This is a genomic window from Bradyrhizobium sp. SZCCHNRI3043, assembly GCF_032377735.1.
Taxonomy (GTDB): domain Bacteria; phylum Pseudomonadota; class Alphaproteobacteria; order Rhizobiales; family Xanthobacteraceae; genus Bradyrhizobium.
On the sequence record NZ_JAUHID010000001.1, the window covers coordinates 890,193 to 911,241 of the forward strand.

Consider the following 21,049-nt stretch of genomic DNA (forward strand, 5'->3'; position numbering starts at 1 on the left):
GCCAACGCTCGCGCGTTGTCGGACTTGCCCGGGACGACAGCGAATGTGTGGCCGGCAATCATCCTCATCGGCCCTCTCGGTCGGACCAATGCGCCCGCAGCGCGGCGGCAATGCTCTGCGGCCGCTCGACGATGCTCCAGTGGCCGGCGTCCTGCTCGACATGGAGCTGGGCGCCATGGCGCTGCGCGAAGCGGCTGAGGGTGTCGAGCGACATGTAAGGATCACGCGTGCCCGAGATCACGAGGCCGCGGCGTGGCAGATTCGCCAGCCGTTCGATCCAGTCACCGCTGAAGCGAAGCGCGTTGGCGGAGCGATACAGCGCGAGGATCGACCGGCGCATCGGTGCCTGCCATGCCGCGGCTTCGCGCGCAGCAAGCTCTGCTGGTAGGCCGCTCTGGCGGAACGCACGCGCCATCATGCGTTGTGACGACAGCGCCATGAACAGCTCGCCCAGGATCGGCGTGTTCCAGATCCGCGCGATCAGATGTCCCCGATAGTCCGCATCGAGCGCCGCGCCCGCAATGGCCCAGGAGCGCACCAGTTCGGGCCGCAGCGACGCCGCCCGCAGCACCAGCAGCGCGCCCCAATCATGCCCGACCAGATCGATCGGCCCGAACGCCGCATGCTGCGCCTCGATCAGCGCCAGGAGCCAGTCCGCGTAGGCGTCCTTGGTGCCTGCGAAGCCCGCGGGCGGCTCGCCGCAGAAGCCCGGCAGGCAGGGCACGGCGACGGTTTCGCCGAGCGCTGCGATCAGCGGGCCCCAGATCGCGGGCGTATCGGGGACGCCGTGGAGAAAGAGGCGGTTGGTCATGGCTCGTGCCTATCACAGGCCGTGTCGCTGCATTATGCACAAAAATTCTACTTTCTTTTTTTCAGAAATCATGATTGTATGCGCCATCCCGCCTCGTCGAAGAGGGGCGTACGCGTCGTCACGATACGTGGAGTGCGGGGAGCGATGGCCGTGAGGCGCCGGTGGACGACCGGCGTTTTGCGGACGGCGAAGTCGTGTGGTCCTGGCCTCCCGATGCTGAGGTCAAGTTCGTGCCGTTGCGCGAAGCCGCGGCGCGGGCGATGGGGGCAAGAACGCCGATCCCCAGGGAGAGCGCGAAGTAAGCCGTAAAGCCGTTGCGCAGGGAAGGCCGGGTTGTCCTGGCCGATCCTGTGGTTCCTGCCCCGTGCATTTTCTATCGCACGGGGGCCGCGGGTGTCGGCAGACGCCCGGTCTTCCCTGCACCCTCTGATGGAAGAGGGTTCGATGCCGGTGAACAACTCGGGCACGGATGTGTCGCGGGGGCGTGAAATGCGTGCTGGTGCAGATGCCGACAACCACACCCTCACCGTCATCCCGGACAAGCGCGCGGTCACGCGTGCGCCGATCCGGGATCCATAACCCCAGGGAGATCTGCGAGGCACGATGGCCGCTCCAACTCGCCCAGCCAAATCCGCCGCGGCGTATGGATCCCGGGTCGGCGTCCACCAACGCTGGCGCGTTGGCGGCCTTGCCCGGGATGACACTATTTATAGGGAGAGCGGCGCGTGCCCGCCCCAATACGTCACCCCTCCTGACCATTATTCGGCGTTGCGAGACCCTCCCATTCCCAGTAAAAGCGCTGTCGAGGGCACCTCGGCAACAAACCGTCAACGGTTTTGCCGCACAGTTTTCGTGTTCTCGCAAAGGGTTTGGCAATGCTGATTCGCAGCGCAGAGATCGAGGCCATCGCCGGGGCAGACGCCCGGACGATCGCGCTCGCCGCGCTGCAGCCCGCCGACCTGATCGGCGCGATCGAGCTTCTGCTTCTTAGCTGCCCCTGAGGGCCGGCTGGGCGGGATGCGCCTGGGCACTCAGGGGGCTGCTTCGACACCGAAACACCCTTCAGCGCCTCTGGAAGCCACGCGCACCACCCGAAAAGTTCGAGGAAAGCAGATGTCCAATCCCGTTCAGTCCGACAAGGACCGCGTCGTCATTTTCGATACCACCCTGCGCGACGGCGAGCAGTGCCCCGGCGCCACCATGACCTTCGAGGAGAAGCTCAACATCGCGGCCATGCTGGACGGCATGGGCGTCGACATCATCGAGGCCGGCTTCCCGATCGCGTCCGACGGTGACTTCGAGGCTGTCAACGAGATCGCCAAGCGGTCCCAGAACGCGGTGATCTGCGGCCTGTCGCGCGCCGGCGCCAAGGACATCGACCGCTGTGCGGAGGCGATCCGCCCGGCCAGGCGCGGCCGCATCCACACCTTCCTGTCCACCTCGCCGGTGCACATGAAGTACAAGCTGCAGATGGACCCGCAGCAGGTCTACGAGCTGGTGATCTCCTCGGTGACGCGCGCGCGCAACCACACCGACGACGTCGAGTGGTCGTCCGAGGACGGCACCCGCACCGAGTTCGACTTCCTGTGCCGCTGCGTCGAGGCTGCGATCAAGGCCGGCGCCACCACCATCAACATCCCCGACACCGTCGGCTACGCCGTGCCGGAAGAGTATTACGACCTGTTCAAGCGCGTGCGCGAGAGCGTGCCGAACTCCGACAAGGCGGTGTTCTCGGTCCACTGCCACAACGACCTGGGCATGGCGGTCGCCAACTCGATGGCCGGCGTCCGCGCAGGCGCCCGCCAGATCGAATGCACCATCAATGGCATCGGCGAGCGCGCCGGCAACGCGGCCCTGGAAGAGGTCGTGATGGCGATGCGCGTGCGCAACGACAAGCTGCCGTACTGGAACAAGATCGACACCACGCAGCTCACCCACGCCTCGAAGGTGGTCTCGGCCGCGACCTCGTTCCCGGTGCAGTACAACAAGGCCATCGTCGGCCGTAATGCGTTCGCGCATGAGAGCGGCATCCATCAGGACGGCATGCTGAAGAACGCGCAGACCTACGAGATCATGCTGCCGGAGACGGTCGGCGTGAAGCAGACCTCGCTGGTGATGGGCAAGCATTCCGGCCGTCACGCCTTCGTCCACAAGCTGGAGGAGATGGGCCACAAGCTGGCAGGCAACCAGGTCGAGGACGCCTTCGTCCGCTTCAAGGCGCTGGCCGATCGCAAGAAGCACATCTACGACGAGGACATCGAGGCCTTGATCGACGAGGGCATGGTCAGTGCCCATGACCGGATCAAGCTGCTGTCGCTGTCGGTGATTGCCGGCACCCGTGGCCCGCAGCGCGCCACCATGAAGCTCGACGTCGACGGCGTGACGAAGATCGAGGAGAGCGAGGGCAACGGGCCGGTCGATGCCGTCTTCAACTGCATCAAGTCGCTGGTGCCGCACGAGGCCAAGCTGGAGCTGTACCAGGTCCATGCCGTCACCGAGGGCACCGACGCGCAGGCCGAGGTCTCGGTCCGCCTGTCGCAGGATGGCCGCTCGATGACCGCGCGCGCGGCGGATCCGGATACGCTGGTGGCATCTGCGAAGGCCTATCTGGGTGCGCTCAACAAGCTGGTCATGAAGCGCCAGCGCGACGTGGCGCAGGGCGCGGGTACGGCGGCCGCAGCGGCGAGCTGAGCTCACGATCGTCGGTTGGGGCCGAACCTTGCTTCGTCATTCCGGGGCGACGCGCAGCGTCGAACCCGGAATCCCGAGCTTGGCTTGCGCCAGCGCCAATAACCTCCGGATTCCGGGGTCAGCCGCTTGCGCGGCTGCCCCGGAATGACAGTCACCACCATTTTTGCGCTGCAGCACGGGAATCCCCGCCTCTGCGGCTAACGGTCAATGGCATTCCGGCCGGCGACCCGCTAACAATGTCCTTGGCATACAAAGCGGGGGCGTCATTGCAATGTCCCCCGAAACGTCGGGAGGACACCTTGCACTTGAAGTTTCGCCATGTGATCGCCACCGCCGCCTCGCTCGCGGTGCTCGCTCTGGCCGGCCCGGCCCTCGCTGCCGACAATCCGATCGTGATCAAGTTCAGCCACGTGGTGGCCTCGAACACCCCGAAGGGCCTCGCTGCCGACAAGTTCAAGGAGCTGGCCGAGAAATACACCGACGGCAAGGTCAAGGTCGAAGTCTATCCGAACTCGCAGCTCTACAAGGACAAGGAAGAGCTCGAGGCGCTGCAACTCGGCGCGGTGCAGATGCTGGCGCCGTCGAACTCGAAGTTCGGCCCGATCGGCATCAAGGAATTCGAGGTGTTCGATCTGCCCTACATCCTGCCCGACCTCGCCACCTTGCGGAAGGTGACCGACGGCCCGCTCGGCGCCAGGCTGCTGAAGCTGCTCGAGCCCAAGGGAATGATCGGGCTCGCCTACTGGGACAACGGCTTCAAGCAGATGAGCGCCAACAAGAAGCTCGTCGATCCCGCCGACTACAAGGGTCTGAAGTTCCGCATCCAGTCTTCGAAGGTGCTGGACGCGCAGTTCCGGACGCTCGGCGCGATTCCGCAGGTGATGGCGTTCTCGGAAGTCTACCAGGCGCTGCAGACCGGCGTCGTCGACGGCCAGGAGAACACGCCCTCGAACATCTATACCCAGAAGATGCACGAGGTGCAGAAGTACATCACGCTGACCAATCACGGCTACATCGGCTACGTCGTGGTCGTGAACAAGAAGTTCTGGGACGGCCTGCCGCCGGATATCCGCGCCGCCTGCGAGAAGGCGATGAAGGAAGCGACCGCCTACGGCAACAACCAGTCGGCGAAGGAGAACGACGACGCGCTCGAGGAGATCCGCAAATCCGGCAAGACCGAGCTGGTCAAGCTGACGCCGGCCCAGGACGAGGCGATGCGCAAGGCGATGATGCCGGTGTACAAGGACGTCGCGGGGCGCGTCGGCCAGCCGCTGATCGACGAGTTCCTGAAGGAGACGCGCGGCACGACCAACTGATGGCGTGAGGCGAGCGGTGCGCGGGCCATGGTCCGCGCATCGAGGGGGTGAAGCACTCGGCGCGCAAGAAGGCAGACGGCGCAGCCAAGCGCCGCGGACGTTTGATTGTGGGGGTAGGGGACTTGGGCTTTCTGTTGCGCATCCTCGATCGGCTCGAGGAGATCCTGATCGCATTCCTGATCGCGGCGGCGACCTCGATCATCTTCCTGGCGGTGCTGCATCGCTATCTGGTCGGCGTGCCGCTGTTCTATCCGATCCTGTTTCCGATCGACCTGTCCTGGGCGCAGGAGCTCTGCATCTACATGTTCGTGTGGATGGCGAAGTTCGGCGCCGCCTATGGCGTGCGCACGGGCATCCATGTCGGCGTCGACGTCGTCGTCAACATGATGCGGCCATCGCTGCGCAAGGTGACGGTGCTGTTCGGCCTGCTGTGCGGAGCGCTGTTCACCTCCATCATCGGCACGATGGGCGCCAAGTTCGTCTACGGCCTGTCGCAGACCGACCAGGTGACGCCCGACATGGAGCTGCCGAGCTGGCTCGTCTACCTCTGCATCCCGCTCGGCTCCTATCTGATGTGCTTCCGCTTCCTGCAGGTCGCCTGGCACTATCTGCGCCACGACGAGCTACCGCATCATGATCATGCGGCCGTCGAGGGCATCGAGACGACGGGCGTGGAGGCCGCGCGATGAGCAGCCTCCTCATCTTCAGCCTGCTCATCTTCCTGATGCTGACGGGCATGCCGATCTCGATCGCGCTCGGCCTCACCGTGCTGTCGTTCGTGTTCTTCATGACGAACGTGCCGACCGAATCGGTCGCGCTGAAATTGTTCACGGGCATCGACAATTTCGAGATCATGGCGATCCCGTTCTTCATCCTGGCCGGCAACTTCCTGACCCATGGCGGCGTCGCCCGGCGGATGATCAATTTCGCCACCTCGATGGTCGGGCACTGGTATGGCGGCCTCGGCCTTGCCGGCGTGATGGCCTGCGCGCTGTTCGCCGCCGTGTCCGGCTCGTCGCCGGCGACGGTGATCGCAATCGGCTCGATCATGCTGCCGGCGATGGTTCGCCAGGGCTTTCCGAAGCGCTTCGGCGCCGGCGTCATCACGACCTCGGGCGCGCTGGGCATCCTGATCCCGCCGTCGATCGTGATGGTGGTCTATGCGGTCGCCACCGGCGGCAGCATCGCGCTCGATCCGGCCGGCCATCGCGTCTCCTCGGCCTCGGTCGGTCAGCTGTTCATCGCCGGCGTGATCCCTGGGCTGATGCTGGCGAGCCTGCTCGGCTTCACCACCTTCTACCGCGCCTGGAAGAACGACTATCCGCGGATGCCGCGGGCGAGCTGGGCCGAGCGCCTCGTCGCGTTCCGCAAATGCATCTGGGGCCTGCTGCTGATCGTGATCGTGCTGGGCGGCATCTACACCGGCAAGTTCACGCCGACCGAGGCCGCGGCCGTCAGCGCCGTCTATGCCTTCGTCATCGCGGTGTTCGTCTATCGCGACATGTCGCTGAAGGACGTGCCGAAGGTGCTGCTCGGCTCGGCCAACATGAGCGCGATGATCCTCTACATCATCACCAATGCCGTGCTGTTCTCGTTCCTGATGGCGAACGAGAACATCCCGCAGCAGATCGCCAACTGGATGGCAGGCGCCGGCGTCAACTGGGCGGTGTTCCTGCTGGTGGTGAACATCCTGCTGCTGCTCGCCGGCAACGTGATGGAGGCGACCTCGATCGTCTTGATCATGGCGCCGATCCTGTTCCCGGTCGCGGTCAAGCTCGGCATCCATCCGGTGCATCTGGGTATCCTGATGGTGGTCAACATGGAGGTCGGCATGTGCCACCCGCCCGTCGGGCTCAACCTCTACGTGGCCTCCGGCATCGCCAAGATGGGCATCACCGAACTGACCATCGCCGTCATGCCCTGGCTGCTGACGATGCTGGGCTTCCTCGCGCTCGTCACCTACGTGCCGGAAATCTCGCTGTGGTTGCCGCGCATGCTGGGGATGCTTTGAGGCGCGGCAACAAACTGAAACTGATTTGCAAGAACTGAAAGGTGTTTGAAGCAATTACATCTTCGTAAGGTCGTACACTCTGTCCAAACTGTAAGTTGAAGGCGCGGAACGGCAGGCTCATGCTGATCCGAGTTTCCAAGGAGGTTGGCATGAGAAGGTTCACCATCGCCGCAGTCGCCGTGCTCGCCATCGCCGGCTCGACCGCGGTCTACGCCCAGCGCGGCTGGTTTCATGATCACATGCACCATGCGCGCATGAATCCGGAAGATCGCGCCGCCATGCTCGATGCGCGCATCGCTTCCGTCCATGCCGGACTGAAGCTGACGGCGGACCAGGAGAAATTGTGGCCGCCGGTCGAGAGCGCGGTGCGCGATCTCGTCAAGCTGCGGTTCGATCGTGCCAACGCGCGAATGAAGGCCGCCGATGAGGCACAGGACAAGGATGTCGATCCGGTGGCGCGGCTGCGCGAGCGTGCCGACACCATGGCGGTCACAGCGGATGGGATGAAGAAAGTCGCCGACGCCGCCGACCCGCTCTACAAGACGCTCGACGACGGCCAGAAGCGCCGGCTGTCGATGCTGACCCGGCCGATGGGGCGCATGATGGGACCGGACGGTCCGCGCCATCACCGCTGGATGGAGCGCGGCGAGGGCGGCATGGAGGATGGTTCGGGCTTCGGCGAGCATCGCTTCGGCCCGGGACCGATGGGCCGCATGGGCTGGTCCGAGGAGGAACGCGAGTCCGGGCGGCTCTGACAGCCGTTTAACGATCCGTCTGATTTCATTTGGGGAAAACCGCCGCCCGCCGGCGGTTTTTCTGCATCGAAAGTGCCGAAAAATCCTCAGGGATCGCTGGACATCTCGGAATCGCTTTGCTAAACGACCGGCTCTCGCGGAAGGCTTTCTCCGGATGCAAGATCCGGGCGCATAGCTCAGTTGGTAGAGCAGCTGACTCTTAATCAGCGGGTCCTAGGTTCGAGCCCTAGTGCGCCCACCAAGCCTTTCAAGGACTCTTGGCTGATCCCGAATTGGCTGATCCCGTGAAGCCATTCCGACAAGCGGTCATTTCGGAAGATGCCGACCACCGCGGTGCGGCGCTTGATCGCGCCATTGAGCCGCTCGATCGGATCGGTCGAATGCAGCTTGGCGCGATGCGGACAGGACTTTGCTGACTGAAGCCTTGATGCCTTCATCCGCGTCGGAGATCACAAGTTTGACGCCGCACAGCCCACGGCGGGCGAGCACGTGCAGGAACGCCGTCCAGAATGTCTCGGAGGGACGATGTCCATGCCGAGAACCTCGCGGCGGCCGTCGCTGTTCAGCCGCTCGCCTTCCGGAGTGACCTAGCGGCCGTCGGTCTGCCGGCCTGGCCTCCCGTCGTGGACAGGTGAGGACGCGCCCGGTTTTTCGTATTCTCATCACATGCAATGCGTCGAGCCTACCGCGCCGGGTTTTTTCCCTTTTTACTCGCACTTTCTTCAACTGGGCCCAAGGCTTGGAGGGAAAAGCGGGCCTGGAAACCACTCTGCGCTCCAGGCAACGGAGATGTTAGAATAAGCTCGCCGCCAACGCCGGAGGCGATGGCTCTTGCAATGGCCAGGCCCAGGCCGGATCCTTCTGCATCAGTACGACCGCGCTCGAAGGGGCGGGACAGGCGCGTCAGCAACTCTGGCGGAACCGGCGGTCCTTCGTTGGTCACCGTGAGCACGCCAATGTTTGAAAGTGTCACTGTGACCGGAGCGTCCGACGCTCCGTGCTTGAGGCCATTCTCGATCAGGTTGCGCGCCAGAATGGCAAAAGCATCGGTATCAATATCCAACAGAACCGGCGTGGCAGGAATATTGAGAACAAGCCGGCCGGCCGTGGCCGGATCGCGCATTATCTCGTCTGAGACTAATTTCAGCACGGATGCGATGTCGATCGTCTCCTTGGCTTGAAGGCGCCCGCCCTCGGCCTTTGCCAGTTGCATCAACTTTTCAGACAGTCGCCAAAGCCGCCGCAGCGCCGTCTCGATCTGCTGTGCCCGACTTTGCGCCGCAGCGTCCTGCGTCTCCGCGATCAGCCGCTGTGTCTGCGCCAACGCGGCGGCGATCGGTGTACGCAGTTCGTGCGCAGAGTTGGCAGTAAAGCTTCGCTCAGCTTCCAGTGCACGCCGAAGCCCTTCCAAGAGGTGGTTCACAGCGTCGGCAATCGGTGCGATCTCGGAGGGCAGGTCTGCGACCGGAATCGGAGACAGGTCGCCGCTGCCGCGCGCCTCTATACCCCTCCCCAGGCGCCTGACCGGCGCCGTCGAGACGCGCACGACGCCCCAAACCGCCACAAGACCGAGAGGCACCAAGAGGCCGAGCGGCAGAGCCAGGCCGAGGAGAGCCTTGTTTGCGACCTCGCGACGGTGGGCAAGCGGTTCTGCCACGGCGATCGTCACCGTGTTTCGCAGCGCGGCGTCGAAGTAGAGTCGGTGGGTCGGTGTGTCGACGAACCCCGTCTTGGCGAAAGGCGGAAATATCGCGTCGTCAGCGCGGTGCGAGCGCAGCAGCACGGACCCGCGCGCGTCGCGTACGATATAAGTGAAGTACTCGTCATGCTCCCTCAGGGTCGCAATACGCTGCGAGGTGTCGCCGTCCTCGCGGTCCAGGATGTCGAGCACTGCGAGTGGAAGAAGGCGCTGGGCTGTTTCCTCGAGCGCACTATCGAAAACCCTGTTCATTTCGTGGCGCAGCCTTTGAGCCGTCGCGACGGCTGCGACGATCCAGAGAAGTGCGATGCCGAGTCCTAGCCACAGCGAGATGCGCCACTGCAAGCTGCGCGGCGGAATCATGCGCTGTGTCCCAGTCGGTAACCGAGACCACGCACCGTCTCGATGACGTCGTGTCCGAGCTTCTTGCGAAGCCGACTGACGTGCACCTCGATGGTGTTGCTCTCGATCTCTTCTCCAAATGAATAGAGCCGTTCCTCAAGAATGGTCTTTGACAGGACCCGACGCGGTCGCTGCACGAAGGTCTCGAACAGCACCCATTCCCGCGCTGTCAAGTTGATGTTCTTTCCTGCACGGGTGATTGAGCGGGCGGCCAGATCGATCTGGAGATCGCCGATCCCGACAAGGGGATTCGGATTACCGGAATAGCGACGCGCGACGGCGTTCAACCGCGCCGAAAGCTCCGAAAGATCGAAGGGCTTGATCATATAATCGTCCGCGCCGGCGTTGAGGCCTTCAATGCGATCGGAGAGTTGATCGAGTGCCGTCAGGATGATGACCGGCGTCACCGTGCCCTCGGTGCGGAGATCGCGCAGGAGCTTGATACCGCGACCGTCGGGCAGCATCAGATCCAGCAGAAGCAGGTCATAGGCCGTGCTGCGCAGATGGTCCTGCGCGGCATCAAGGCGGGTAACCCAGTCAACTGAGTGTCCATCGGAGACGATCTGGTCGCGCACCGCAGCGCCCAGAATCGTGTCGTCTTCAATCAGCAATATCCGCATCGCCTCATTCCGCCCACCCCCCATCCATCTCGGATCATAGATAGTCATAGAGGGGAATCTGACGTTGACCTGACGCAAAAGCCACAGCGTCTTCAGGTCGCCGTCAGGAAACCGGCTCACAAGGACGACAGGTTGAGGCTTCGAACGGGAGCAGGAAACGTGAAAGCGATAGCAGTGATCGTGGCCATTCTGATGGGCACTCTGGCGCCGGGTCTGGCGGTGGCTGATAGTGACGACTGCAAGGTTCCCATGGCCCAATGGCAGCCGCGCGAAGCAGTCGAGCAAATGGCAAAGGCGCGCGGCTGGACCGTGCGAAGGATCAAGATCGACGACGGATGCTTCGAGATTAGAGGGCAGGACGAGAACGGTCGTGACATCGAGGCAAAGGTGGATCCCGCATCGCTCGCCGTGATCCGCGTGAAACAGAAGCGTGGAGAGCACGGCAGGAACCGCGATGATGAGGAAGACGGTGCCCGGCGTGGTGGACGCTCCGGGCCGGGGGGAGCCCCTGAGCCAGCGGGAGTACCGCCTTCCAACGGGCTTTTTCAGGGCGGTGCCGCCCCCAAGGCCGAAGTCAAGTGATGCCGTGGTACGGAGTCCATCTCGTTGGAGCCGTGATCAGAGAAGGTGAGAGTCGGCGCAATTGACTTCCATTGCCTGAGGCGAACGAACACATCGCGTTCAAGGACGCCCCGCCTGCTGCGGGGCGTTTGCCGTTTTGGAAAGGTCCAACCTGACGGCTGCCTGAAGCAGATTCCGATCGACCTTCAGGAGCACGTCATCTGCGGTCTTCAGTCTTGGTGCGATCAATACGCCACTGCTGGAGACCAACAATGAAATCGCTGCTCGCCGTCCTTGCCGTCACCACCGCGCTGACCGCTCCCGGGCTCGCCATGGCGCGTCCTGTCACGTTGACCACCACGCTCAGCAATTATGGCGGGAACGGAGCCTATCTCGCGCTTTACGTGACCGATTCCACGGGCGCCTATAAAGGCACGCTGTGGGTGGCGGGCTCAAAGTCCAAATATTACAGCCATCTCAGCGGTTGGAACCGAGGATCCCGCGGAAACCCCGCCGAAATCAACGGCATTACGGGGGCCAGCGTCGGTGCCGGCCGGACGCTGAAAGTCACGCTGGACCTCGCGGATGCGCTCTTTGATGCAGGCTACAAGCTCCACATCGATGCCGCCGCCGAGGACATGCGGGACAGCCCGTCCGAGGTGGTCGTTCCGCTGACATCCGCGGGAGCAAGTCGGCCCGCGGCGGGCCGAAGCTACGTCCGCTCCTTCACCTACGCCATGTAGGCCTATGGACAGGGATGGATGTCATGCTGCGCTGGATTCATCGGATTCTAGGCCTTTTCGTCATCATTCCGCTGATGGCACTCGCGATCAGCGGTTCGGTGCTGTCGGCGATTCCGGCCTGGGATCGGGCTGAAGCAATTTGGCCAAGCAGTGTCACCGTCGCCGCTTTGGCTGGTCGAGTCGTCGGCACCTATCCTGGTGTGGAGGAGCTCAAACGCCTGCCCTCCGGTAAGATCATCGCCTTCTATTCCGGGAACGATGGCCCGGCCGCGAGCGTGGTGAACCCTGTGAGCGGTGAATTTGTTTCGGACTACACGCGCTCGGCATTCGAACGCTGGATGACCAACCTGCATCGCTCGTTCTTTCTCGGCGATAGTGGGCGCATGGCCGCAGGCGCCGGCGCATTGGGATTGCTCGTGCTGACACTGTCCGGCCTGCAGATGACCGCCCGACGCATGGGGGGCTGGGGACGGATTCTCAATCGCGCGCGCGGCAATGGCATTCAGCGACTACATACCGACCTCGGCCGGCTGGCGGCTGGTGGGCTTCTGCTGTCAACTCTGACGGCGCTCTATCTGTCGCTCACCACGTTCGGACTGATTTCGGACGGCATGTCGCAGGCGCCCGCTTTCCCGACGGCGACGACCCGCGGCCCGGCTCTTCCCGTCGAGCAAATCACGGCCTTGCGCGGCATCGATCTTTCCCAGCTCCGAGTGCTGACTTTTCCCAACCCGGCGAACCCGGACGATCTCTTTCACCTGACCACCGCGACCGGCGAAGGATATGTCGATCCCGCGGGCGGAGGCCTGCTGGCCTGGAACGCCCATTCGCTCGCCCGGCAGATCTACGAATTCATCTACATGCTGCACACCGGCCAAGGGCTGTGGTGGCTCGGCTTGTTGCTGGGCGTCAGCGCCCTCAACGTTCCGGTACTTGGCTTGAGCGGAGCTGTGATGTGGTGGAGCCGGCGCCGTGCATATGCTCCAATTGCTGACAACGTTGTCGCCAAGAACGCCGACACCGTGATCTTGGTGGGGAGCGAGGGTGGCAGCACATGGGGCTTCGCCCGCACGCTACACGCTGCCCTGACGGTTAGCGGACACAGGGTTCATACGGCCTCGATGGATAGCTTGTTGCGATCCTATCCATCGGCGCGGCGCATGTTCCTGCTGGCCGCGACCTATGGCGACGGCGCGGCTCCCGCGTCGGCCAGCGCGTTCCTCGAACGCCTCGACGGCATCACAGAGCCACCGGCTTTTCCGATCGCGGTCCTCGGCTTCGGTGACCGGCAATTTCCGCAATTCTGCCGTTTCGCTCGCGACGTCGAAGCGACGTTGGCGCGGAAGGGCTGGGCGTCGCTGATGCCGCTGGAGACGATTGACCGTCAATCCGCGCAGGAATTCGCGCGGTGGGGCGAGGCGCTGTCGCAGGTCACGGGCGAAGAGCTGGCGCTGCTGCACGTGCCTGAGCGGCCGCGCACGCATACCCTGACGCTTGTCGACCGCGTCGACTACGGCGCGGAGGTGCAGGCGCCAACCTGCGTGCTGCGCTTCGCGCTGCCGATGAGCCACATGTTCGCGCGCGTCGCAGGGGGCGGCTGGCCGCGCTTCACGGCAGGCGACCTCATAGGCATCGTGCCGCCGGGCTGCACCTCACCGCGCTATTATTCGTTGGCCAGTTCGACCAGCGATGGATTTGTCGAGATCTGCGTGCGCAAACATCCCGGCGGGCTTTGCTCGGGCCTGCTTCACGGGCTTGAGCCGGGCGACAGCGTCGAGGCCTTCGTGAAGGCCAATCCAGCCTTCCGTCCGGCGCGCGGACGAAAGCCGGTCATCCTGATCGGCGCCGGCACCGGCATTGGTCCCCTGGCGGGATTGGTCCGCGCCAATTTCTCGCGCAGGCCCATGCATCTCTATTTCGGCGGTCGCGATCCAGCCTCGGACTTCCTCTATGAGCGCGAGATCGCCGGCTGGCTGAATGACAGACGGCTGACGAGCCTCGCCACCGCCTTCTCGCGCGTGAAAGGCGGTGGCTATGTGCAGGATCGGCTGCGCAAGGACGCCGATCGATTTCGTGCCCTGATCGCCGGTGGTGCGCAGGTCATGGTGTGTGGTGGGCGCGACATGGCGGCGGGCGTGACGGAGGCGATAGCTGATGTGCTCGCGCCGACCGGCCTGACGCCCATGGTGCTCAAGGCCCAGGGGAGGCTTGCTGAAGATGTCTACTGATCTTGTTCGCCACGCATTGAGCGGCGCCACGATGGGAACGCGCTGGTCGGCGCTGGTCTATGCTTTTCCTGACACCGACATTGCCGCACTGGAGGCCGCCCTGGCTCGTGCCGTCGATCGCGTCGACCGCCAGATGTCCACATGGAAGCCGGACAGCGATCTGATGCGATTGAACTCGGCCGCGCAAGGCGTCTGGGTATCCCTACCTGCCGAGATCATGCAAGTTCTGCAACGGGGCGTGACGATCGGACATGCATCGGGCGGAGCCTTTGACATCGGCCTGGGGCACCTGGTCAATGCCTGGGGCTTCGGACCTGCTGCCTCTGCTCCCGACAAGGACGCGATCCAGATGGCGCTTCGTGAGCGACTGCCGCCAACCCATACGGTTCTAGAGCTGGATGTGCCGGGAAGCAGGGTGCGCAAACACGCGCAGTCTACGTTGGACCTTTCAGGAATCGCCAAGGGTTTCGCCGTGGACGAGATGATGCGAACGGTCGAGGCCTTCGGTATTTCCAATGCGCTCGTCAGTCTGGATGGAGAGCTGAAAGCACGAGGCGCCAAGGCGGACGGAACACCGTGGCGCGTGGCGGTGGAAAAGCCCGACTACGAACGGCGCGGTCCGCTTGGCGTCATTGAATTATGGGACGCGGCGGTCGCTACTTCAGGCGATTACCGGCATTGGATCGATCTCGGGCGAAAACGTCTGTCTCACACCATGGACCGGTCACGCGGCGGTCCCATCGACAACGCAATCGCCTCAGTCTCCGTCGTCGCGGCAAGCTGCATGGATGCTGACGCATGGGCGACGGCATTCATGGTCCTCGGTCCGGTGCAGAGCAAGGCGCTGGCGCAGGAGCAGGGCCTCAGTGCCCTGCTTATCCAGCGAGGGAACGAGAGGTTGGTCGAGATTCCGGTCGGTCCGGCGTTCGAGGTGCCTTGGGCAGCGTCGGCGGAGATGAGGCGGCAAGATCCATCACATGGGTGAGGTCGATGTGCACGCGCTCCGCCTAGCTGCCTAGGTACGGCGGCAAACGGCCATGCGGTGGATTGGCTTTCGATGCTGGATCTTGGTTCCGACAAATCATCGTGATGCAGCCGGATGGAGAGGTTTGACCAACATCAAGCTCGCGCATCGTCGCCCATTTAGCTTCCTCTGCGAATTTTTCGTCCGCGACGCAGAGGAGATGGTCATGAAGGCGCTCGTCTATAATGGTCCGGGAAAGAAGGTCGTTGAGGAAAGGCCGAAACCCGAGATTTCGGCTCCGACCGACGCCATCGTCAAGCTTGTGAAGACGACAATCTGCGGGACTGACCTCCACATATTGAAAGGCGACGTTCCGACCTGCGTACCCGGCCGAATTCTTGGCCATGAGGGCGTCGGCATCGTCGACAAGATCGGCGGCGCCGTTACCGCCTTCAGGCCGGGCGATCACGTCATCATCTCCTGCATTTCCTCCTGCGGGACCTGCGACTATTGCCGGCGCGGAATGTATTCCCATTGTGTGAACGGCGGCTGGATCCTTGGCAACCGAATCGACGGAACGCAGGCGGAATACGTGCGTACTCCGTTTGCTGACACCAGCCTTTATCATGTGCCGGCCGGAACCGAAGAAGACGCGTTGGTGATGCTGAGCGACATTCTTCCGACCGGCTTCGAGTGCGGCGTGCTCAACGGTAAGGTCCAGCCCGGCTCGACGGTGGCGATCGTCGGCGCCGGTCCGATCGGCTTGGCAGCCCTGCTGACGGCCCAATTCTACTCCCCGGCCGAAATCATCATGATCGACCTCGACGACAATCGCCTGGAGATGTCGTCCCGCTTCGGCGCCACAACTGTCATCAACAACAAGGATGGCAAGGCTGTTGAAAAGATCATGGAGATGACGGGCGGTCGCGGCGTCGACACCGCCATGGAAGCGGTCGGTGTGCCGGCGAGCTTCATCGTCTGCGAGGATATCGTTGCGCCCGGCGGCGTCATTGCCAATATCGGTGTTCACGGCGTCAAGGTTGATTTGCACCTGGAGCGACTGTGGGACCGCAATATTGCGATCACGACAAGGCTCGTCGACACTGTCACCACGCCGATGCTGCTTAAAACGGTACAATCTCGCAGGATCGACGCGAAGAAGCTCATCACCCATCGGTTCAAGTTCGAAAAGGTCCTGGACGCCTATGAGACCTTCGGAGCAGCTGCCAGTACGCACGCCCTGAAGGTACTGATCGAGTTCTAGTACCCGGACTCATGGCCGGGGGATACGTCGGCCTTTGAAGGGGCGCTGGCTAACCTTTTTCTCGATCCAGACAAAGGTTCAGCTCTGTCGTCGCAGGCTTGGACGAAGGCATCGATCGCACGACTGCGACATTTTGGGAAAGACGCGCGTAACCTGCGGACTGCCGAGCTTCAGCGCTGATCGCCGAATGTGACACTTCGATGAATGATCCAGCGCAACACTGCACCGTTCGCCGGCTGCTACGAGGCCGTTATCAAACTGCGACGTGCGCCGATGAAAACTGAAATTGTCAGAGAGCTCGGACAACCCGACATCCTGCTGCCGCAGCTCGTGGCAGAGGGATTGGCCGCCAACGATCGCATCAAGCTCCGCCTCAGCGCGCTGCAGGCCGCGGTCCAACATGCAAGACAGCCGCGCGCGAACGTGCCTGATCTCGCGATGGAGAGCCGCGCTGCCGGGCTGGCGCCTGCGGCGCTCGTCACACTGATCGGCGGCGCACATCTTGCTGGCGATGACAAGGTGGTGGCACCGGGACTCGCTCCTCTGCTGAGGGGCATCGAGGGCGATATTCTCGCGATGATCGGTGCCGCCGCCGCAGGCAATCCGTCGGAAGGCCAGCAGTTCGAAAGACGCCTGGCCTCGATCCGCAGCGCGGGTCACCTCGAAGCGACGCCGGAGATCGAGATCGCCCGCGTCGGTCGGCTGACCGGGGTCGAGCATGACGGACCGGACAGCCTGCATCGGCTGGTGATGGACCTGCACAAGGCATTGAACCGTCTGGCCGCGACCCACTCGGAGGAGATCATCGCCGGCGCGCATGTCTTCGGCGTGCAGGACGCCGATCGCGCACCGATCGCGAGCTTCATGCGCGGGCTCAACGAGACGAGACTGCTCAAGTTCAATCATCCCGGGCTCGATACGACCGCAATCCGGGTGGGCGACCGGCTGGTCATCCAGAACGACATCGGCACCACCGATGCGCATGTGATCGTCATCGTGGTCACGGCGAGAGCCGTGACCATCACCTATACCGACGTTCATCTGGCGCGCGCGAAGTTCTTCGTATCGCTGTTCGACGAGTGTTCGCTGAAATGGAGCGGCCTGGACAAGCATGCCGCCGCGGGGCTCGAGGACGACGGGACGTTCTATCTCGTCACCGGATCTTGTGAGTATGGAGCGCCCGACGATCGCGACGAATTGCTCGCCGCCATCGGATCTTCGCTGGTGTTCCTGATCGACTGGAACAAGGCGCGCAAACTGCTGCGCAGCTGGGTCGCCAAGACCGATGCGGTTCGTATCCTGGAATGGGCGGCGCGGCAGCGTGTCGGTCACCGCGGCTTTCTGGAGCTTGGCGGCAGCGAGCTGCTCGGCGCAGCCGTGCGCAGCGCGGCACCGACGCGCATCGGCTTCGGCGAGCGGCTCGACCAGGTGCTGGGGCGAGAGGCCGCGATCGGTTTCCTCAAGACGTGCCTGCAGGTCTCGACCGAGGCTTTGCGCGAGGGGCAGTCGTCACGGCTGGCGCGGGACCGGATCAGCGCCGAGTTGGTCAGGCATCTCGATCGCGTCGATAGCGGATTGCTCGCGATGGTGCTCCGACAGATCGGCCTGGCGCGCGATGTGGCGGCGCTGGTCCAACAGGCCGTGTCGATGATCGAGCCGGAGCCGATGTTGGTCAGGCAGCTCGCGGAGCGGGCGGGCCGGATCGAGCGGAAGGCCGACAGGATCGCCATCGAGGCGCGTGCGGAAATCGCGCGGCTCGCTGCGCGGCCGGTGATCGGCGACCTGGTCGACCGGATCGAGCAGGCGATCGATGAGTTGGAGCAGGCTGCGTTCATTGCGTCGCTGGCGCCGGGCGCGCTGAAGCCCGAGATCAGATCCGCACTGGGGGCGCTCGCGTTGGTGGCGGTGTCGGCAACCGAGCACGCCGCGTCGGGCCTCGCCGCCGCTGCCGAGGTCCAGGAAGGCCGCCGGGCAGATTCGGAAGATGCGTTGGCGGCGGTTGCCCGGCTGATGGATGCCGAGCACCAGGCGGATGCCAAAGAACGGGAAATCACTGCGAGCGTGTTCTCCGGCGGGCTCGATCTGGCAGCCTCTCTTGGCGCTCTGGAGCTCGCGCGGGCGATCGAGCGCGCGACCGACTGCCTGGCGAGCTTCGGCCATTTGCTGCGGCGCTACACGATGAGTGACCTCTCGGCCTAGGGAACGAAGCGATGATGATGGTGCGGATCGGGGATGGCCGGCGCGAGCTGCCTGGCGCCGAAGAGGTCGGGGCGAAGGCGGCAAATCTCGCACGGATGGCGGCGCTGGGTCTGCCGGTGCCGCCTGCATTCGTGCTGCCGGTGCAGCTCTGCGCCGACGTGGTGGCCGGCAAGGGGCAGGCAACGCGCCAGCTCGTTGACGGACTGAAAGGAGGGATCGCCTTTCTCGAGCAGGCGACCGGAAAGTCGTTCGGCTGCTCGCGCAATCCGCTGCTCGTGTCCGTCAGGTCCGGTGCGGCGCGGTCGATGCCGGGCATGCTGGATACCGTTCTCAATGTCGGCTGCACGTCGCGCGCCGTGCGCGGTCTGGTGCGCGCAACGGGGCGGCCGCGGCTGGCCTGGGACTGCCGGCGGCGCCTGCTCGAGAGCTACGCCGAAACGGTCATCGGGATCGATCCCGGCCCGCTCGCCGAGCGATTGAGCCAGATGATTGCCGCTGAAGGCGTCAGCAGCGAGCGTGAGCTGGACAGCGAGGCGCTCGAGCGGCTGGTTTGCGACGAACACAAGCTCCTGGAAGAGGCCGATGATGACGGATGGCTCGAAGATGCCGCGGTGCAGCTGGAACGCTCGGCGCGGGCCGTCTATCGATCCTGGACCAGTGAGCGGGCGCGGACCTATCGCCGGCTCGAGGGCCTCGAGCATCTCGAGGGCACGGCGGTCACGGTGCAGGCCATGGTGTTCGGCAATGGCGGCATGTCGTCCGGTGCGGGCGTCGCATTCTCGCGCGATCCCTCGACGGGAGCGGACGAGCCGGTCATCGACGTCATGTTCGATTCGCAGGGCGAGGACGTCGTCTCCGGCCGAAGGACGCCGGAAACCGAGAGGGCCCTGTCACGGGCGCTGCCGGATGTGGCGCTGGGGCTGCGTGCAACTCTGAAGCGGCTGGAAAGTGAATTTCGCGATGTGCAGGACATCGAATTCACCATTGAGGAAGGCCGATTGTGGATCCTGCAGACAAGGGCAGCCAAGCGCACCCCGCGCGCCGCGCTCCGCATCGCGGTCGACCTCGTGCACGAAGGATCGATCACGCAGGAGGAGGCCCTGGGAAGACTTGAAGGCATCGATGTCGAGGCACTCACGGAGACGTCGCTCGTTTCGGCCGGCCAGCCCGCAGCCGTCGGAGTTGCGGCTTCCGGCGGTGTCGCAACGGGGCGGGCGGCCTTCGACAGCGCGTCCGCGGAACGCCTCGCGGCGGCAGGTGATCCGGTCATCCTGATCCGTCACGACACCAGCACCGCAGACATCGCCGGCTTCGCCGCGGCCTCCGGGATCGTCACGGCCGTTGGCGCCCGCACCGCGCATGCCTCGCTTGTCGCCCGTCAGATGGGCAAGCCCTGCGTGGTCGGTTGCGCCGCGATCCGGGTCGATGGTGAAGCGCAGCAGGCACGTATCGGCGCAGCGGTCGTGTCCCCCGGCGACTGGATCACCGTCGACGGCAATACGGGCCGTCTCTACCTGGGACGCGGCGAAATCGTCGCACAACGGCCCGAGGCTGAGCTTGCGGAGCTGTCGACATGGCGCTTTCCGCGCGATACCGGCCCTGGGGGCGCAATCGCTGAAGCGCCCGCGGCCTGACCAGTTGAACCCTGGTCTAGGCGAAGGACCGGATCATACGCCGCTCAATCAGCAGGTCGTAGGTGCGCCCACCAGGGCCCCCACCAAGCCTTCCCCGGTTTCTCCAGCGCTTGATGCCCGGCTGAGCTCTTCCAGGGCCTGTCGCACCGACTCGACGAGGTCCAGCGCCACCGGCGAGGGGCTGCGCTGCGGCGGAAACACCGCGGCGAATTCGAAATCGATGCGCGGCGTGAATGGCCGCATCACCACGCCGCGGCCGTCGAATTCGCGCGCGGTGAACGGATCGCAAATCGAGACGCCCAATCCCGACGACACCATCCCGCACATGATTTCCGACAGCGTCGTCTCGACCCGCAGCACACGCCTGACATCCTCGCGATGGAAGATCTGATCGATCAGATGCCGGCTGGTGGAGCCTGACGAGAGCGAGATGAAGGTCTCCCCCTCGAAGTCGCGCGGCACCAAGATTGTCTTCGCACACAGCCGATGGCCTGCCGGGAGGACGGCGACGCGCGCCAGCGCCGGCAGCTTGATGCTCGGCAGGCCGGCATGGGCGATCGGCACCTCGGCAAATCCGACGTCGCATTGCGCGTTCAGCACCCAGTCGATCACGATCGGCGAGATCACGCCGAAAAATGCGAGATTGAGATTGGGCCGCTCCTGCAGGAAGCCGCCCGCCAGCCGTGGCAGATAGCCATTGGCAAGAGCTGGCAGGGCGGCGATGCGCAACGTGCCGGTGCGCCGGCCGCGAATTTCCTCGGCTGCTGCAGTGATGCGATCGAGCCCGACGAAGGAGCGTTCCACCTCCATGTAGAGCGCCGTTGCCGCGGCGGTCGGCACCAGCCCGGTGCCGCGCCGTTCGAACAGCTCCATCTTGAGCAGCGCCTGAAGGTCGCGCAGCAGCCGGCTGACCGCCGGCTGCGTCACCGCCATCAGCTTGGCGGCTTCGGTCACACTGCCGCTCAGCATCATCGCCCGGAAGGCTTCGACCTGCCGCGAGTTGATCCGCGCCATCAGTCCTCCAGTCCATAACATTTGCGTATGAACAGGGTGCCATTATTCATTGGACGATCAAAGCCTCTGCTGCGATCTTTTTTGGCAGGGTGAGGGGTGGCTCGTTTTTTAGGCTCGTCAGCTCCGGGTTTTCTGGA

18 protein-coding genes, 1 tRNA gene and 1 pseudogene are annotated in these 21,049 nt (G+C 64.1%); 15 read left to right on the top strand and 5 right to left on the bottom strand.

Going from position 1 to position 21,049, the window contains the following annotated elements; all coding sequences use genetic code 11:
- Positions 1 to 64: 64 nt before the first annotated feature.
- On the bottom strand, positions 65 to 811 hold the full coding sequence (locus QX124_RS04120; RefSeq protein ID WP_315796400.1) for an alpha/beta hydrolase: 747 nt from the start codon (positions 809 to 811) through the stop codon (positions 65 to 67).
- Positions 812 to 1,255: 444 nt separating this feature from the next.
- Here QX124_RS04120 and QX124_RS04125 point away from each other — a divergent pair, with 444 nt between their 5' ends.
- The 8 genes from QX124_RS04125 (at position 1,256) to QX124_RS04160 (ending at position 7,825) form a co-directional block, all read left to right on the top strand.
- A complete protein-coding gene (locus QX124_RS04125; RefSeq protein ID WP_315796401.1) occupies positions 1,256 to 1,390 on the top strand; it encodes a hypothetical protein in 135 nt (44 codons plus the stop codon).
- Positions 1,391 to 1,686: 296 nt separating this feature from the next.
- Positions 1,687 to 1,812, top strand: coding sequence for a hypothetical protein (locus QX124_RS04130; RefSeq protein ID WP_284423887.1), 126 nt, complete (start codon positions 1,687 to 1,689; stop codon positions 1,810 to 1,812).
- 112 nt (positions 1,813 to 1,924) lie between these two features.
- A complete protein-coding gene (locus QX124_RS04135) occupies positions 1,925 to 3,502 on the top strand; it encodes a 2-isopropylmalate synthase (protein WP_315736950.1) in 1,578 nt (525 codons plus the stop codon).
- 299 nt (positions 3,503 to 3,801) lie between these two features.
- Positions 3,802 to 4,818, top strand: coding sequence for a TRAP transporter substrate-binding protein (locus QX124_RS04140; RefSeq protein ID WP_315796402.1), 1,017 nt, complete (start codon positions 3,802 to 3,804; stop codon positions 4,816 to 4,818).
- Between the two features lie 122 nt (positions 4,819 to 4,940).
- Positions 4,941 to 5,507, top strand: a complete 567-nt coding sequence (locus QX124_RS04145) for a TRAP transporter small permease (RefSeq protein WP_315796403.1) — start codon at positions 4,941 to 4,943, stop codon at positions 5,505 to 5,507.
- Positions 5,504 to 6,829: a TRAP transporter large permease subunit gene (locus tag QX124_RS04150; protein ID WP_315771638.1), complete on the top strand. Its 1,326-nt coding sequence runs from the start codon at positions 5,504 to 5,506 to the stop codon at positions 6,827 to 6,829. The genes QX124_RS04145 and QX124_RS04150 overlap by 4 nt, the downstream gene beginning before the upstream one ends.
- A gap of 149 nt (positions 6,830 to 6,978) precedes the next feature.
- Positions 6,979 to 7,584, top strand: coding sequence for a Spy/CpxP family protein refolding chaperone (locus QX124_RS04155; protein ID WP_315796405.1), 606 nt, complete (start codon positions 6,979 to 6,981; stop codon positions 7,582 to 7,584).
- A 165-nt stretch (positions 7,585 to 7,749) separates the two neighbouring features.
- A tRNA-Lys gene (locus tag QX124_RS04160) sits at positions 7,750 to 7,825 on the top strand.
- Here QX124_RS04160 and QX124_RS04165 read toward each other — a convergent pair.
- The 3 genes and pseudogenes from QX124_RS04165 to QX124_RS04175 all read right to left on the bottom strand — a co-directional run.
- Positions 7,788 to 8,150, bottom strand: a pseudogene (locus QX124_RS04165) (transposase); the annotation flags it as partial. The gene QX124_RS04160 and the pseudogene QX124_RS04165 sit on opposite strands and share 38 nt — an antisense overlap.
- 116 nt (positions 8,151 to 8,266) lie before the next feature.
- Positions 8,267 to 9,646: an ATP-binding protein gene (locus QX124_RS04170; protein WP_315796408.1), complete on the bottom strand. Its 1,380-nt coding sequence runs from the start codon at positions 9,644 to 9,646 to the stop codon at positions 8,267 to 8,269.
- Complete coding sequence (locus QX124_RS04175) at positions 9,643 to 10,305, bottom strand: response regulator transcription factor (protein ID WP_315736961.1); 663 nt, start codon at positions 10,303 to 10,305, stop codon at positions 9,643 to 9,645. Before QX124_RS04175 ends, QX124_RS04170 begins: the two co-directional genes overlap by 4 nt.
- 159 nt (positions 10,306 to 10,464) lie before the next feature.
- Here QX124_RS04175 and QX124_RS04180 point away from each other — a divergent pair, with 159 nt between their 5' ends.
- From QX124_RS04180 to QX124_RS04210, 7 genes are all read left to right on the top strand, one after another.
- Positions 10,465 to 10,887 carry a PepSY domain-containing protein gene (locus tag QX124_RS04180; protein WP_315771633.1) on the top strand — a complete coding sequence of 141 codons (423 nt, stop codon included), beginning with the start codon at positions 10,465 to 10,467 and terminating at the stop codon, positions 10,885 to 10,887.
- A 251-nt stretch (positions 10,888 to 11,138) separates the two neighbouring features.
- A complete protein-coding gene (locus tag QX124_RS04185; RefSeq protein ID WP_315736963.1) occupies positions 11,139 to 11,609 on the top strand; it encodes a DUF2271 domain-containing protein in 471 nt (156 codons plus the stop codon).
- A gap of 23 nt (positions 11,610 to 11,632) precedes the next feature.
- Positions 11,633 to 13,837 carry a PepSY domain-containing protein gene (locus QX124_RS04190; protein WP_315796411.1) on the top strand — a complete coding sequence of 735 codons (2,205 nt, stop codon included), beginning with the start codon at positions 11,633 to 11,635 and terminating at the stop codon, positions 13,835 to 13,837.
- A complete protein-coding gene (locus QX124_RS04195; RefSeq protein ID WP_409997656.1) occupies positions 13,818 to 14,822 on the top strand; it encodes an FAD:protein FMN transferase in 1,005 nt (334 codons plus the stop codon). The genes QX124_RS04190 and QX124_RS04195 overlap by 20 nt, the downstream gene beginning before the upstream one ends.
- Before the next feature lie 205 nt (positions 14,823 to 15,027).
- Positions 15,028 to 16,065 (top strand): zinc-dependent alcohol dehydrogenase family protein, encoded by a 1,038-nt coding sequence (locus QX124_RS04200; protein ID WP_315796618.1) that lies wholly within the window; start codon positions 15,028 to 15,030, stop codon positions 16,063 to 16,065.
- Positions 16,066 to 16,338: 273 nt separating this feature from the next.
- Positions 16,339 to 18,264, top strand: coding sequence for a hypothetical protein (locus QX124_RS04205; RefSeq protein ID WP_315796415.1), 1,926 nt, complete (start codon positions 16,339 to 16,341; stop codon positions 18,262 to 18,264).
- 11 nt (positions 18,265 to 18,275) lie between these two features.
- Positions 18,276 to 19,898, top strand: a complete 1,623-nt coding sequence (locus QX124_RS04210) for a PEP/pyruvate-binding domain-containing protein (RefSeq protein ID WP_315796417.1) — start codon at positions 18,276 to 18,278, stop codon at positions 19,896 to 19,898.
- Positions 19,899 to 19,946: 48 nt separating this feature from the next.
- Here QX124_RS04210 and QX124_RS04215 read toward each other — a convergent pair whose 3' ends face one another.
- Positions 19,947 to 20,912 (bottom strand): LysR substrate-binding domain-containing protein, encoded by a 966-nt coding sequence (locus QX124_RS04215; protein ID WP_315796419.1) that lies wholly within the window; start codon positions 20,910 to 20,912, stop codon positions 19,947 to 19,949.
- Positions 20,913 to 21,049 lie beyond the last annotated feature (137 nt).